The organism is Brevundimonas sp. GW821-FHT09G01 (assembly GCF_059416065.1).
Genome location: NZ_JBWKOL010000001.1, coordinates 134,742 through 149,013 on the forward strand (window position 1 = coordinate 134,742; position 14,272 = coordinate 149,013).

The 14,272-nt window shown below is 69.2% G+C and carries 12 protein-coding genes; 7 read left to right on the top strand and 5 right to left on the bottom strand.

Going from position 1 to position 14,272, the window contains the following annotated elements:
- Positions 1-22: 22 nt before the first annotated feature.
- From AC07NB_RS00725 to AC07NB_RS00745, 5 genes are all read left to right on the top strand, one after another.
- Positions 23-913, top strand: coding sequence for an SPFH domain-containing protein (locus AC07NB_RS00725; RefSeq protein WP_492313494.1), 891 nt, complete (start codon positions 23-25; stop codon positions 911-913).
- Between the two features lie 2 nt (positions 914-915).
- Complete coding sequence (locus tag AC07NB_RS00730) at positions 916-1,101, top strand: type II toxin-antitoxin system antitoxin (RefSeq protein WP_492313493.1); 186 nt, start codon at positions 916-918, stop codon at positions 1,099-1,101.
- Between the two features lie 46 nt (positions 1,102-1,147).
- Positions 1,148-2,485, top strand: coding sequence for a glycosyltransferase (locus tag AC07NB_RS00735; protein ID WP_291835599.1), 1,338 nt, complete (start codon positions 1,148-1,150; stop codon positions 2,483-2,485).
- 166 nt (positions 2,486-2,651) lie between these two features.
- Complete coding sequence (locus AC07NB_RS00740; RefSeq protein ID WP_494571721.1) at positions 2,652-3,164, top strand: histidine phosphatase family protein; 513 nt, start codon at positions 2,652-2,654, stop codon at positions 3,162-3,164.
- A 76-nt stretch (positions 3,165-3,240) separates the two neighbouring features.
- Positions 3,241-4,635 (top strand): MATE family efflux transporter, encoded by a 1,395-nt coding sequence (locus AC07NB_RS00745; RefSeq protein WP_494571722.1) that lies wholly within the window; start codon positions 3,241-3,243, stop codon positions 4,633-4,635.
- Here AC07NB_RS00745 and AC07NB_RS00750 read toward each other — a convergent pair whose 3' ends face one another.
- Both AC07NB_RS00750 and AC07NB_RS00755 read right to left on the bottom strand, forming a co-directional pair.
- Positions 4,636-6,753 (bottom strand): DNA topoisomerase IV subunit B, encoded by a 2,118-nt coding sequence (locus tag AC07NB_RS00750; protein WP_494571723.1) that lies wholly within the window; start codon positions 6,751-6,753, stop codon positions 4,636-4,638.
- The gene (locus AC07NB_RS00755; protein ID WP_494571724.1) at positions 6,716-8,014 is read right to left on the bottom strand and encodes an O-antigen ligase family protein; all 1,299 of its coding nucleotides are present in this window, start codon (positions 8,012-8,014) and stop codon (positions 6,716-6,718) included. The genes AC07NB_RS00750 and AC07NB_RS00755 overlap by 38 nt, the downstream gene beginning before the upstream one ends.
- 98 nt (positions 8,015-8,112) lie before the next feature.
- Between AC07NB_RS00755 and AC07NB_RS00760 the strand changes: the two genes are divergently transcribed.
- On the top strand, positions 8,113-9,273 hold the full coding sequence (locus AC07NB_RS00760; RefSeq protein ID WP_494571725.1) for a low temperature requirement protein A: 1,161 nt from the start codon (positions 8,113-8,115) through the stop codon (positions 9,271-9,273).
- Positions 9,274-9,300: 27 nt separating this feature from the next.
- Entirely contained in the window at positions 9,301-9,855 is a 555-nt protein-coding gene (locus AC07NB_RS00765; RefSeq protein ID WP_494571726.1) for a DUF2059 domain-containing protein, read from the top strand.
- Here AC07NB_RS00765 and AC07NB_RS00770 read toward each other — a convergent pair.
- Genes AC07NB_RS00770 through AC07NB_RS00780 form a run of 3 tightly spaced genes read right to left on the bottom strand, consistent with a single transcriptional unit; the run spans position 9,852 to position 14,184 of the window.
- The gene (locus tag AC07NB_RS00770) at positions 9,852-11,159 is read right to left on the bottom strand and encodes a glycoside hydrolase 5 family protein (RefSeq protein ID WP_494571727.1); all 1,308 of its coding nucleotides are present in this window, start codon (positions 11,157-11,159) and stop codon (positions 9,852-9,854) included. The two genes, AC07NB_RS00765 and AC07NB_RS00770, sit on opposite strands and share 4 nt — an antisense overlap.
- The gene (locus AC07NB_RS00775) at positions 11,156-11,851 is read right to left on the bottom strand and encodes a hypothetical protein (protein WP_494571728.1); all 696 of its coding nucleotides are present in this window, start codon (positions 11,849-11,851) and stop codon (positions 11,156-11,158) included. The genes AC07NB_RS00770 and AC07NB_RS00775 overlap by 4 nt, the downstream gene beginning before the upstream one ends.
- Positions 11,851-14,184, bottom strand: a complete 2,334-nt coding sequence (locus AC07NB_RS00780; protein ID WP_494571729.1) for an ATP-dependent helicase — start codon at positions 14,182-14,184, stop codon at positions 11,851-11,853. Before AC07NB_RS00780 ends, AC07NB_RS00775 begins: the two co-directional genes overlap by 1 nt.
- Positions 14,185-14,272 lie beyond the last annotated feature (88 nt).

Below are 14,272 nucleotides of genomic sequence, written 5' to 3' on the forward strand. Positions count from 1 at the left end.
TATTGATTCAGGAGAGGGCCTTATGACCACCACCCATTCGAAGTCCACGGAACGCCCCGCGTCTACGGCCAACGGCGTGCTGATGTTGCTGATCGGCCTGGCGATGATGATCGCCGGGCCCGTGAGCATCGCGCTGGACCCGGACAATATCGCGCTGGTGGTCAGCGGCGTCCTGGCGGCCGTCCTCGGCCTGCTGCTGCTCTGCGGCCTTTATTCGCTGCAGCCGAACGAGGGCGTGGCGATCCTGCTTTTCGGCGAATATCGCGGCACCGACCGCAAGACCGGCCTGCGCTGGGTCCTGCCCTGGTACAGCCGCAAGAAGGTCAGCCTGCGCGTCCGAAACCTGACCAGCGACAAGCTGAAGGTGAACGACAAGCGCGGCAGCCCGATCGAGATCGCCGCCAACGTCGTCTGGCGCGTCGAGGATTCGGCCCAGGCGCTGTTCGATGTCGATGACTACCAGGCCTTCGTGAACATCCAGGTCGACACCGCCCTGCGCGACATCACCTCGCACTACGCCTACGACCACGGCGAAGAGGATGCGGCGCCGGAGATGACCCTGCGCTCGGACGCCGAGGACGTGGCCGCCCGCCTGCGCGACGAACTGGTCGAACGGGTCAAGGTGGCGGGCGTCGCCATCGACGAGGCGCGGCTGGCCCACCTGGCGTATGCGCCGGAGATCGCCGGGGCCATGCTGAAGCGTCAGCAGGCCGAGGCCGTCCTGGCCGCGCGCCGCCTGATCGTGAAGGGCGCCGTGGGCATGGTCGAGGCCGCCCTGACCGATCTGGGCGAACGCGGCGTGGTCGATCTGGACGAGGACCGCAAGGCGGCGATGGTCTCGAACCTGCTGGTCGTGCTGTGCGCTGACCGCGAGGCGCAGCCCGTGGTCAACACCGGCACGCTTTACGGCTGATCATGGCCGGCAAGCCCAGGAAACCCTTCCTGATGCGCGCCTCTCCGGGGGTGATGGCGGCGGTCGAGAAATTGGCCGCCGCCGAACTGCGTTCCGTCAACGCCCAGGTCGAGGTGCTGTTGCGCGAAGCTCTCGCCAGACGAGGTGTTCCGACCGCGGACGATCGCTCTTCTGACGACGGCGCTTGAGCTTGATCGCGACCGGCGCTACGGCCCCGTCATGGTGAAGTCGCATATGTCCCGGGTCCGCAAGGCCCGCCGCATCCAGAAACGGGTCAAGCGCGTTGGTGCATCCAATGTAAGCGCGGCGGAGCAGGAGCTGATGAGTCTGGCGGGTCTGGAGGTCCAGGAAGGCGAATTGCGCCTGATCCCGGGCTGGGACGAGGAAGTCTCCGACACCCTGAAGGCCACCAAGCTGGCGGGCGAGGACGAGCGTCCGCGCTTCGTCGACACCACCATGCTGTACGCGCCCAAGTCGGGCGGGGTGAAACGCTACCTGCTGTCCAAGAAGGCCTGGCTGGAGACCAACCGTCCCGGCGTCGCCCACTCGCTGGTCGTGCCGGGCGCGCACCATAAGGCGGGCGACGACGGAATCATCCAGCTTCACGCCACCAAGCTGCCGTTCGGCGACGGCTACCGCTGGCCGACCTCGGTGCGCCGCTGGGCGGCCTGGGTCGCGTCGCTGAACCCCTCGCTCATCGAGGCGGGCGATCCCTATACGCCGGGGCAGGGCGCCCTAGAGGCCGGCCAGCGCGCCGGCTGTCCGGTCGTCGGCTTCTGCCACTCGGATCCCGCCGGCCTGGCCGCGCTGCATTTCGGCGAATGGGCCAAGAAGCCGGTGGAGAAGCGCTGGGCCCGTCTGTTCGGCCAGTTCGACCGCGTCGTCTCGCCCAGCCGCTACATTGCCCGCCGTCTGGAAGAAGCGGGCATCCGCGACATCGTCATCCAGCCCCTGGGCGTCGAGATCGACACCTTCCGCCCGGACCGCCGCGACCGCGACTGGCTGCTGAAGAAGCTGAACCTGCCGGCCTCGGCCCGTCTGCTGTGCTTCGCCGGTCGTCCGGCGCGCGAGAAGAACATCGATGTGCTGATCGAGGCCGTCCAGAAGCTGGGCGATCCCTACCACCTGGTGCTGGTCGGCGCGGGGCAGGGGCTGCCCGCCGAGGATCGGGTCATCTCCCTGCCGTACGAGGCCAATCCCAAGGCGGTGGCCAAGATCATCGCCTCGTGCGACGCCTTCGTGCACGCCAATGACAAGGAGCCCTTCGGCCTGATCGTGCTGGAGGCCATGGCCTGCGGCCGTCCGGTGGTCGGGGTCAACGCCGGCGGGGTCAAGGAGACGGTCGACAACTCGGTCGGTCAGCTGGCCAAGGCCGCCGAACCCGGCGTCTACGCCGAGGCCATCGAGGCCCTGTTCGCCCGCGACATCGAGGCCCTGGGCGCCGCCGCCCGCCAGAGGGCCGTCGAACGCTTCGCCTGGAACCGGGTGTTCGAGGACCTGTGCATGACCTACGCCGACGTCAGCGGGAAGCGCGCCTTCATCGAACCGGCCGGCGACTGGGCCGAGCACTAGGCCAGTATCGGTTCGGACTGACTCAATCCGAACTCAGATAATGGCCCAGCATCAATACGTTGAGCGAAATCTAAGTTCAGATGCGATCGCATCTGAACCGATTTCGCTCTAGGCTCGACAGCGGCTACGGGCGCGAGCAGTCTCCCCGCAAAACGGGGAAACATCCATGAAACGCCTGCTGCTCGCCGCCACGCTCTCGCTGCTGACCGCCACTTCGGCCATGGCCCAGACGGTCTATCTTGTCCGCCACTCCGAGAAGGCCGACCAGAGCGCCGATCCGGTGCTGTCGGCGGCGGGGACGGAGCGGGCCGGGGCGCTGGCCGCCGCGCTCGCCGACGCCCATCCGGACCTGATTCTGGTCACGCCCCTGCAGCGCACCGCCCTGACCGCCGCTCCGACCGCCTCGCATCACGGCGCGACGCCGGTCGTCGTGCCGCTGGACGGCGGGACCCAGGGCCATGTCGCCGCCGTCGTCGCCCGGGTCCGCGCCCAGCCCGCCGACGCCGTCGTCCTGATCGTCGGCCACAGCAACACCGTGCCGCTGATCGCCCGGGCGCTGGGCTATGCCGAGGCGGCCGACATGCCGGACTGCGAATACGATCGCCTGACCCTGCTGCACCTGATGGGCGAGAGGGCTCACGGGCAGGTCAGCCGCTACGGCGCGGCCTCGACCTGCTGATATAATAAATGCCGGGTAATATTGACGGACGCTTTATTGTCCGGGTAAATCGCCGCCGTCCGGCATGGGATAGGCCATGCGGGGCGCGGAACGCACGACCATGCAGCACGACCTGACCCAAGGCTCCATCAGCCGAAAGCTGATCGGCATGGCCGCCTTCATCGGCATGGGGTTGCTGTTCCAGACCCTCTACTATCTGGTGGACCTGTATTTCGTGGCCGGGATCGGCCCGGATGCGCTGGCGGGCGTCGGGCTGGCGGGGATCGTCTTCTTCCTGGCCATGGCGGCGGCCCAGATGGTCGGCGTCGGCGCGCTGTCGCTGATCGCCCGCGCCATCGGCGCCAAGGATTTCGCCCAGGTCGACGGCGTCTATCGCCAGTCGATGCTGCTGTCGCTGGGCCTGTCGGCGCTGGCGCTGGCGGTCGGCTATGGCGTCGGCGGCATGGCGATCCGGGCCGTCGCCGCCGATCCGGGCACGGCGGAGCAGGGGACCGCCTATCTGTACGGCTTCCTGCCCGCCCTGGCCCTGATGTTCCCGACCGGCGCCCTGTCCTCGGCCCTGCGCGCCGCGGGCGTGGTGCGGCCCACCATGCTGGTGCAGAGCGGCTCGGTGCTGCTGAACGCCATCCTCGCGCCCATCCTGATCGCGGGCTGGGGCTCGGGCCTGCCGCTGGGCGCCTTCGGAGCCGGACTGGCCAGCTCCATCGCCGCCCTGGTCAGCTTCGTCGCCGCCGTGTGGCTGTTCGGCCGGGTCCAGACCCTGATCCATGCGCCGCTGCGGCTGGCGCGGCTCGACGGCCCCGTCATCGGCCGCATCGTCGGCATCGGCCTGCCGTCAGCGGTCGAATTCCTGCTGATGTTCGTGACCATGAGCGTGATCTACGTCCTGATCCGTGACTTCGGCGCCGAGGCCCAGGCCGGGTTCGGGGTCGGCTCGCGGGTCATGCAGGCGGTCTTCCTGCCGGCCATGGCCGTGTCCTTCGCCGTCGCCCCGGTCGCGGGCCAGAATTTCGGCGCGGGCCTGCCGGACCGGGTGCGGCGCACGGTGCGCGACGCGGCTGTCATGAGCTCGGTCCTGATGGCGGTGCTGACGGCGCTGTGCCTGTTCGAGGCGCGCTGGCTGGTGGCGCCCTTCACCCCCGATCCGGCGGTGGCCGAGGTCGCCTCGACCTATCTGCGCATCGTCTCGCTGAACTTCATCGCCACGGGCCTGATCTTCACCGCGTCCGGGACCTTCCAGGCGCTGGGCGACACCCGGCCGGCGCTGGCGGGCGGCCTGCTGCGGCTGGTCGTCTTCGTCACCGGCGCGGTGTGGATCTCGGCTCAGCCGTGGGCCAGGCTGGAGCACATCTGGTGGATGTCGGCCATCTCGGCCCTGATCCACGCCGTCGTGGCCCTGCTGTTCCTGCGCCATCAGCTGAAGGTGAAGCTGGCGGGGCTGGAAGCACCGGCGACGACGGCAGGGGTCTGATCAGACGTCCAGGTCGGCCACCGCGAAGCGGGCGTTGTCCTGGATGAACTGGTAGCGGGCCTCGGCCTTCTTGCCCATCAGACGCTCGACCAGATCCTCGATCTCGGCCTCGTCCGAGGGCAGTTCGACCCGCGCCAGCGTGCGCTTCTTCGGATCCATGGTGGTCTCCTTGAGCTGGGAGGCCATCATCTCGCCCAGGCCCTTGAACCGGCCGATCTCGGTCTTCTTGCCCTTGAACACGGTGGCCAGAAGCTCGTCGCGGTGAGCGTCGTCGCGGGCGTATTCGGACAGCGCCCCGGCCTGGATCCGGTACAGCGGCGGCAGGGCCATGAAGACCCGGCCCTGACGGATGGTCTCGGGCATGACGCGGTAGAAGAAGGTGATCAGCAGCGCCGCGATGTGCGCCCCGTCCACGTCGGCGTCGGTCATGATGACGATGCGCTCGTAGCGCAGGTCATCGATGTTGAACCGGTTGCCCGGCTGCACGCCCAGCGCCAGCGCCAGGTCGGACAGTTCGACGTTCTGGCGCAGCTTGTCGATGGTGGCCGAGGCGACGTTCAGGATCTTGCCGCGCAGGGGCAGGATGGCCTGGGTGGTGCGGTCGCGCGCCTGCTTGGCCGAGCCGCCGGCCGAGTCGCCCTCGACGATGAACAGTTCGGTGCCGTGGGCGCCCTGGCGGGTGCAGTCGGACAGCTTGCCGGGGAGGCGCAGCTTGCGGGTGGCGGAGGCGCGGGCGACCTCCTTGTCCTTGCGGCGGCGCAGCCGGTCTTCGGCCCGCTCGATGATGAAGCCCAGCAGAGTGTTGGCCTGTTTGGGGCTTTCGGTCAGCCAGTGGTCCAGCGGGTCGCGCAGCAGCTGTTCCACCAGGCGCGTGCCTTCCGGCGACGACAGGCGGTCCTTGGTCTGGCCCTGGAACTCGGGATTGCGGATGAAGACCGAGATCATGGCCCCGGCGTTGGCGATGACGTCCTCAGCCGTGATCAGGGTGGCGCGCTTCTCGCCCGTCAGCTCGCCATAGGCCTTGAGGCCCTTGACCAGGGCGGCGCGGAAGCCGGCCTCATGCGTGCCGCCGTCCGGCGTCGAGACGGTGTTGCAGTACGAGCTGACGAAGCCGTCGGCCTCGCCGAAGCCGATGGGCGACCAGGTGACGGCCCATTCCACCGCGCCGGCCTCGCCCTTGCGCTCGACCCGGCCCGCGAAGGCGGGGGTGACGGTCTCGATCTCGCCGATCCGTTCGGACAGGGCGTCGGCCAGGCCGCCGGGGAAGTGCAGCAGGGCGCTGGCCGGGGTCGCATCCGTGATCCGCTCGGGCGCGCAGGTCCATTTGATCTCGACGCCGCGGAACAGATAGGCCTTGGAGCGGGCCATGCGGAACAGGCGGGCGGGCTTGAAGGCCGCGCCGACGCCGAAGATCTCCGCGTCCGGGTGGAAGCGGATCAGAGTGCCGCGCTTCTTCGACGGACCGACCTGGGCGATGGAGCCCTGCGGCAGGCCGCGGCTGAACGACTGCTTCCATTCGAAGCCGTCGCGCCAGACGGTGACGTCCAGATGATCCGACAGGGCGTTGACGACCGAGACGCCGACGCCGTGCAGGCCGCCGGAGGTCTCATAGGCCTTGCCCGAGAATTTCCCGCCCGAGTGCAGGACGGTCATCACGACTTCCAGCGCCGACTTGCCGGGATGCTTGGGGTGCGGGTCCACGGGGATGCCGCGCCCGTCGTCCTTGACCGACAGGAAGCCGTCGGCGTCCAGATCGACCGTGATCAGCTTGGCGTGGCGGGCCACGGCCTCGTCCATCGCGTTGTCCAGGACTTCGGCGAACAGGTGGTGCAGGGCCCGCTCGTCGGTGCCGCCGATGTACATGCCGGGGCGTTTGCGGACCGGCTCCAGCCCTTCCAGCACCTCGATCGAAGAGGCGGAGTAGCCGGTGGATGCGGCGGTCATGGCGGCCGGGGAGGGCGCATCCGCGGGCTTGGGGGCGGCGGGCGGGGGCGTCACGGGCGCGACGGCCTCCGGTGTCGGAGCGGGAGCGACTTGAGGCGCGGGAGCGAGCTCGGCCGGACGCGGCTGCGTCGGCTCGTCATCGAACAGCGAAAGGAGGTCGGCGGAGTTGGCCATTCAGCGATTGTGCGGCGATTCGGGGACCGGTCTGGTAGGCCCGACGGGGCTTTGGAGCAAGCGTCGCCGCCTGGGCTGTGGACGACGGCAGCATGGCGCGGGTCATGACGGCCAGGAACAGCACGAACGGCAGGCTCTGGTGGGTCAGCAGGATCGATTCCGACAGGCTGAGCATGAAGAAGGAGACCAGGAAGCCCAGCGCCCACCAGCCCTCGCGCAACCCGGACCCGGTGCTGCGGAACAGGGTGATGACGAAGGTCAGGAGCAGCTGGGCGCCGACCAGGATCGCGCCCGGCCAGCCCAGCTGGACCAGCAGGTCGATCCAGCCGTTGTGCGCCGAGGGCACGATCCAGCCGGTCTCCTTGCGCACCCAGTCGGCCGGCGGAGATTCGCCCATCCGGCCCCAGAAGGCGCCGTAGCCGTAGCCGGTCCACGGCCGCTCGGCGACGCGGCGCATCAGGCTGGCCCAGATGTCGGTTCGGCCGGTCAGCGACGGGTCCTTGCCCAGCGCCTCCAGCACCGCGACCGAGTGGGTCTCCCAGATCCAAAGGCCCAGGGCGGACAGCACCACGGCGGTCCAGATCGCCACCACGGCGAAGGCGGCCCCGCCCCGACGCAGGGTCCAGAAGCCGGCCACGACCCCGACGCCCAGCATCAGGCAGAGCAGTGAGGTCTTGGACTGGGTGGCCAGCACCAGTCCGCTGGACAGGGCCAGGGCGACGGCGGGCGCGAGGCGGCGCGGATCGGGCGACGCCAGGCAGGCGGCGGAGGCGGTGGCGCCGATCACCATGACCGCGCCCATCTGGTTCTTCTCGTACCACAGGCCGCGCCAAAGGCCGGCGTTGACGTCTTGGTGCACGCCGATGGCCGGGAAGGCGAAGACCATCACCAGGCTGCCGACCGCCATGATCAGGCAGGACAGCATCAGCAGGCGCGGCAGGTGCGGCCCCCGGAAGGCGGCCCCCAGATAGAGGGCGAACACCCCGCTGATGGCCAGGGCGATCACCCGGCGGCTGGTGGTGTGGAAGTCGATCGACCAGTATTTCGAGGCGAAGCACAGCCCCACCAGCATCGCCAGGCACAGCGCCGCCGGCCAGGCGCGCCAGACCCGGTCCAGCCGGTACAGGATCAGGCCCGCGATGGCGGCGTAGGCCGGCAGCCAGACGAGGCGCAGCAGCGGCGTCTCCTCCTGCAGCGGGGCGAACACCGGACCGATCAGGGCCCCCGTCAGCATGGCGATCAGCCCGACGCACAGCGCCATCTCCCACCAGGTGGGTTCCGGATCGGTCGAGAGTGTTTCTGGACGGGACTCGCGCACCGATGCAGGGTCGGCGTTCAGGCTTAAGGAAGGGTTGGGAAATGACGGGTGGGCTGCTCAGGCGCCGTGATGGACATCATGCGCGCGTCGGCTTCGTCGAACTGTTCTTCGACCTCGTCTTCGTCTTCGCCATCACCCAGATCAGCCATACCCTGCTGGCTCAACTGACATGGCTGGGCACCCTGCAGGCGGCGATCATGCTGGGCGCGGTCTGGTGGGTGTGGATCGACACCAGCTGGATCACCAACTGGCTGGATCCCGAGCGCCCTCTGGTGCGGGTCATGCTGTTCGGCCTGATGGGGGCGGGGCTGGTGCTGTCCACCTCCCTGCCCGAGGCCTTCGGCGAGAAGGGGCTGGTCTTCGCGATCGCCTTCGCCTCGCTGCAGATCGGTCGGGGCCTGTTCACCCTGTGGGCGGTGCGCGGCGACCCGGTCCAGCGGGCCAATTTCCAGCGCATCGTGATCTGGGCTTCGGTCGGCGGGGCGATCTGGATATCGGGCGGCCTGGCGGACGGCCAGACCCGGCTGCTGCTCTGGTTGCTGGCCCTGTCACTGGAATTCCTCGGGCCGATGACCGCCTTCTGGTGCCCCGGGCTGGGTCACAGCCGGGCCACCGAATGGAACGTCGAGGGCGCCCACCTGGCCGAGCGGGTGGGCCTCTTCGTCATCATCTGCCTGGGCGAGTCGATCATCATCACCGGCGCGACCTTCGCCGAGCTGCCGTGGACCGCGACGACGGTGCTGGCCTTCGTCAGCGCCTTCCTCGGCACGGTCGCCATGTGGTGGCTGTTCTTCAGCGCCAAGCACGACGCGGCGTCGGAGGTGATCGCGCGCGCCGAGAACGCCGGCGCCATCGCCCGTGCCGCCTATACCTATGCCCCCCTCCCGGTGGTGGCGGGCATCGTCGTCACCGCCGTCGGCGACGAGATGGTGCTGATGCATCCGTCCGGGCACATGGAAGCCGCGGCGATCTGGGTGCTGGTGGGCGGGCCGGCCCTGTTCCTGGCGGGCACGGCCGTGGCCATCTTCGCCGTCTGGGGCCACTGGCCGCGCTCGCGCCTGGTCGGGCTGGCGGCGCTGGGCGCGCTGGCGGCGGCCGCGCCCCTGCTGACGCCGCTGCTGCTGACCGCCGCCTCGACAGTGGTTCTGATGGCGGTCGGGGCGTGGGAGACGCTGGTTCCCTCACACAAGCGGCCCGGCTAGGAAGGCAGGGTCAACAGGGGAACCATGATGTCGAAATCCGCTCTCGCCTGCCTCGCGGCGATCGTCGTCCTCGGCGCGGCGGCGCCCGTCGCCGCCCAGACCGCCACGCAGGTTCCGGCCGCGGCCCAGGGCGCCGAACAGCAGGCCAAGGCCGCGCTGGTCCGGCGGTATTTCGACGCCATCCAGTTCGACAAGCTGATGAACGTCATGATGGAATCCATGATGGCGTCGATGATGGAGAACGGCCGGATCCCGGAGGACAAGATTCCGGTCCTGCGCGAAGCGGCGCTGGAGGCGTTCGGGAACGTCTTGCCGCAGATGGTCGAGGCGAACATCGAGATCTATGCGGAGGCGTTCACGCTGGAGGAACTCGAACAGCTGGTCGCCTTCTACGAAAGCCCGGTCGGCCGCTCGTTGATGGCCAAGACGGTCGTTCTGTCCCGGCAGTCGGGCGAGATGATCCAGCGCTTCCAGCCGGTCATGCAGGAAGAGATGCGGCGTCAGCTGTGCGCGCGGATCGAGTGCCCGGCGGCCCCGCCGGTCGTCGTCGCTCCCTCCGCCGGCGCACGGGCGAAGCCCTAGACCGCCGCCAGCGCCGCCGCCCGCGAGCGGATGACCGCGCGGGTCGAACGGTCATCGTCGAACACGCCGTACCAGCCCTGCGGTTCGTGCGGCGGATCGCCCAGGAAGGCCGTGTCCCCGTTCCGGAAGCGGAAGTCGGCATGCCGGGCCCGGCCTTCGCCGTTCCACGCCCAGAAGTTGGAGCCGACCAAGGGGCCGCCCTCGCGCGCGCTGGCGATCACCGCGTCCTGGATCAGGGCGTAGAGGTCGTCCCGCATGCTGGTCGAGACGTCCAGGCCATAGACGTCGCCGTTGCGCGGATAGCCGAACTCCTCGACCACCAGCGGCTTGCCGGCCTGCTGCGCCAGCGCGATGTGTCGGGCGACGTAGTCCGAGGCCAGCGACAGGGCGCGGTCGTGGGTGCCGGCCATATCGGCGCGGTCCAGCCAGTTCCAGTTGGCGGGCCAGACGTGGGCGGTGTGGTAGTCGACGGCGTCGTCCGCCTGGGACGACAGCACCAGACCGGGCCGCTCCATCGAGCCCATCAGCCCTTCGCTTCCGGTGGAGACCAGATGGTTCGGCGCCAGCATCTTGATCAGGCGGGCGGTCGAGGCGATCCAGGCCTGGAAGTCGGGCAGGGCGCCGTCGACCACGGCCGCCGATCCCCCCGGACGCGGCTCATTGGCCAGCTGCCAGGCCATGACGGCCGGGTCCTCGGCATAGGGCGTGCCGGTCACCGTGTTCACCCGCCCGACGATGCGGCGGACGTGGGCGTGATAGTGGGCGACGGCCTCGGGACTGCGATAGAAGCCGGAGACGAAGTCCGGGAATTCAGGCCACGGATGCGCCGGGTCGTTGGCGTCGACGTAATGGCCGCCGTTTGTCCACTGCAGATAGGCCGCCATCCCGCCCGACCATTCCCAGAAATTGGTCAGGTACAGCACCCCCTTCATGCCGCGCGCGCCGATCTCGGCCAGGGCGTGATCCAGCCCGGTCAGCAGGGCCTCGTCATACCGGCCGTCCTGATCATGAAAGGCGGGCCGCACCGAGTTCTTCAGCGGCGACAGTTCGGCCGAGGCGGCGATGCGCAGGTTGGTGACGCCATCGGACTTTAGCGCGTCGAGTTCGCGTCCCAACCGCTCCTCATGCCCGATCCAGGCTGCGTACCACAGGTTGGCGCCGACGAAGCGGTAGGGCTTGCCGTCGAGGGTCAGTTGGGTCCCCTCGCGCCGCACGAAGCCGCCGAGTGCGGCGGCGCGGACGGGCAGGGCGGGGAGCGCCGCGACGGCGGCCGAGGCGGCGAGGACCGTGCGGCGGTTGATCATGGCGTTGTCGTGTCGCCCTGCGCGGCTCGGTCCAGCCGCGCCTGCGCCTCGGGCGCGCCGTCGAACCGCGCCCGCGTCCCGGCGATCTCCTGCTCCAGGGTCTCGCAGCGCAGATCGGCAAGCGCGTCCTCGATCTGGGCGCGGCGCGCCTCGTCATAGGGCTCCTCGCCGGAGAAATGCGTGCAGCCCTCGGCGCGCTCGACGAGGGCGGTGATCGGCGGCGCGAAGGCCATCAACTGGTCGAAACTCAGATCCGTCGGGGGCGATTGAAGCGCCAGGGGGACCGTGTTCAGGGCGAAGGAGGGGCCGCAGTTGCTGACAGCGCGCTCGACACGGGGCGGCGTGGCGAAGCCCTGGGCGTACGGCGCATTGACGAAGAGCAGATACCAACCGGCGATCGCCATCGGAAACCGCCCGCTGCTGTTCTCGCTGTACAGCAGCAGGTCGTCTGGCGGGGCGCCCTTGAAGGCTCTCAGTGACCGCACGGTGTATTCGACGCCGTCGAACTCTCCGGGCTCGCCGACCGATAGGTCCATCCGCCCGGCCGTGACCTGGGCGACGAAGACATAGTCGGCCTCGGAGACGGCTTCCGCCACCGTGGGATAGCGCTCGCAGGCCGCTATGGCGGCGGGCGCGGACAACAACAGGGTGGCGAAGGCGACAACGGTCGTCAGCAACCCTGTGCGGCGCATCAGGCCTTCTCCACGAACGTGTCGATCACCTTCTTCTCGCCCGCCTTCTCGAAGGCCACCAGCAGCTTGTTGCCCTCGATCCCGGTGACGGCGCCGTAGCCGAACTTCTGATGGAAGACGCGGTCGCCCTTGCTCCAGCCGGAGCCGGCCTTGGGGTCGGCGGTGGCGATCAGGCGGCCGTCGCCCTCGATCAGGGTGTGGCGGGCGGGCTTGGCCGCCGGCGCGCGCGCGGCCGTGAACGACTGGGCCCGCTTCCAGCCGGGGGAGGAATAGCCGCTGCCGAAGGTGGGCATCTCGTCCCAGCGGGACTTGGCCTCCTTCATCCCGCCAGAGGCGCCGTAGTAGCCGGTGTCCGACTGCGGATCGACGTGGTCGAGGGGCAGTTCGTCGACAAAGCGGCTGGGCAGCTGAGAGGTCCAGCGGCCGTAGACCAACCGGTTGGCGGCGAAGGAGATGCGCGCGTCCGACTTGGCCCGGGTGACGCCGACATAGGCCAGGCGGCGCTCTTCCTCGAGGCCCTTCTCGCCCTTTTCGTCGATGCTGCGCTGGCTGGGGAAGACGCCTTCCTCCCAGCCCGGCAGGAAGACCAGCGGGAACTCCAGCCCCTTGGCCCCGTGCAGGGTCATGATCTGCACCGAATCCGCGCTCTCGCCCCGGTCCAGGTCCATGACCAGTGACACGTGCTCGAGGTAGGCGGTCAGGCCGTCGAACTGCTGCATCGACTGCGTCAGCTCTTTCAGGTTGTCGAGCCGGGTCTGGCCGGTCGCCCGGTCGGCCTTCTGCATGTCGGTGTAGCCGCTCTCTTCCAGAACGGCCTCGGTCAGCTCCCAGTGGCTGGTGGTCTGGGCCAGCGCCCGCCAGCGGTCGATGTCGCGGATGAAGTTGGAGAAGGCCGTGCGTGTGCGGGCCTGAAGTTCGTCCGAACCGATCAGGGCGCGCACCGCCGTCAGGGCCGGGACGCCGTTCTCGCGCGCGATCTGCAGGACCTTCTGCACGCTGGTGTCGCCCAGCCCGCGCTTGGGCACATTGACGATCCGCTCGAAGGCCAGGTCGTCATCCTCTGACAGGATCAGACGCAGATAGGCGTGGGCGTCGCGGATCTCGGCCCGTTCGAAGAAGCGCGGCCCGCCAATGACGGTGTAGGGCACGGCCAGCATGACGAAGCGCTCTTCGAACGCCCGCATCTGGAACGAGGCGCGCACCAGCACCGCCATGTCCTTGTAGGCCACGCCCTGTTTGCGGGCGGTCTCGATCTCGTCGGCGATCAGCCGGGCCTCGGCCTCGCCGTCCCACACGCCGCGCACCCGGACCTTGTCGCCGGTCTTGTCCTCGGTCCACAGCGTCTTGCCCAGACGGCTGCGGTTGGCCGCGATCAGGCCCGAGGCCGCGCCCAGGATGTGGTGGGTCGAGCGGTAGTTGCGCTCCAGCCGGATCACCTTGGCCCCCGGGAAGTCCCGCTCGAAGCGCAGGATGTTGTCCACCTCAGCCCCGCGCCAGCCGTAGATCGACTGGTCGTCGTCGCCGACGCAGCAGACGTTGCCGGTCGAAGAGGTCAGCAGGCGCAGCCAGAGGTACTGGGCCACGTTGGTGTCCTGATATTCGTCGACCAGGATGTAGCGGAAGCGGCGGCGGTATTCCTCAGCGATATCAGTGTGCTGCGACAGGATCGTCAGATTGTGCAGCAGCAGGTCGCCGAAGTCGCAGGCGTTCAGGCTGACCAGCCGGGCCTGATAGGCGGCGTACAGCGCATGGCCCTTGCCGTTGGCGAAATCCTCGCTGGGCGGCAGCTTGTCGGGCGTCCAGCCGCGGTTCTTCCAGTGGTCGATCAGGTTGTTCAGCGACTTGGGCGTCCAGCGCTTGGTGTCGAGGTTGGCGGCCTCGAGCAGCTGTTTGCAGACCCGTTCCTGATCGTCGGTGTCCAGGATGGTGAAGCTGGACTTCAGCCCGACCAGCTCCGCGTGCCGGCGCAGGATCTGGGCGGCGACCGAGTGGAAGGTGCCCAGCCAGCGCAGGCCCTCGGCCGAGGGGCCGATCAGGTGGGTGATCCGCTCGCGCATCTCGCGTGCGGCTTTGTTGGTGAAGGTGACGACCAGCAGTTCCCACGGCCTGGCCCGGCCCGTGGCCAGGATGTGCGCCAGCCGGGTGGTCAGCACCCGCGTCTTGCCCGTGCCCGCGCCGGCCAGAACCAGCACCGGTCCCTCGGTGGTCTCCACCGCGTCGCGCTGCTCGGGGTTCAGCCCCTTCAGATAATCGGGCGCGGCCGAGGCCGCGAGGCCGCCGGGGCCGTGCGCGCGGGCGAGGTCGGAAATGCGGGGGGGAGCGGAATCGGTCATGGGAACCGGGAGAACATAAGGAGACCGGAGACGCTTGTCAGCCGTCGCGATCAGAAGCGTCCGGAACTGTAACGGCCGCGCCTCCGTT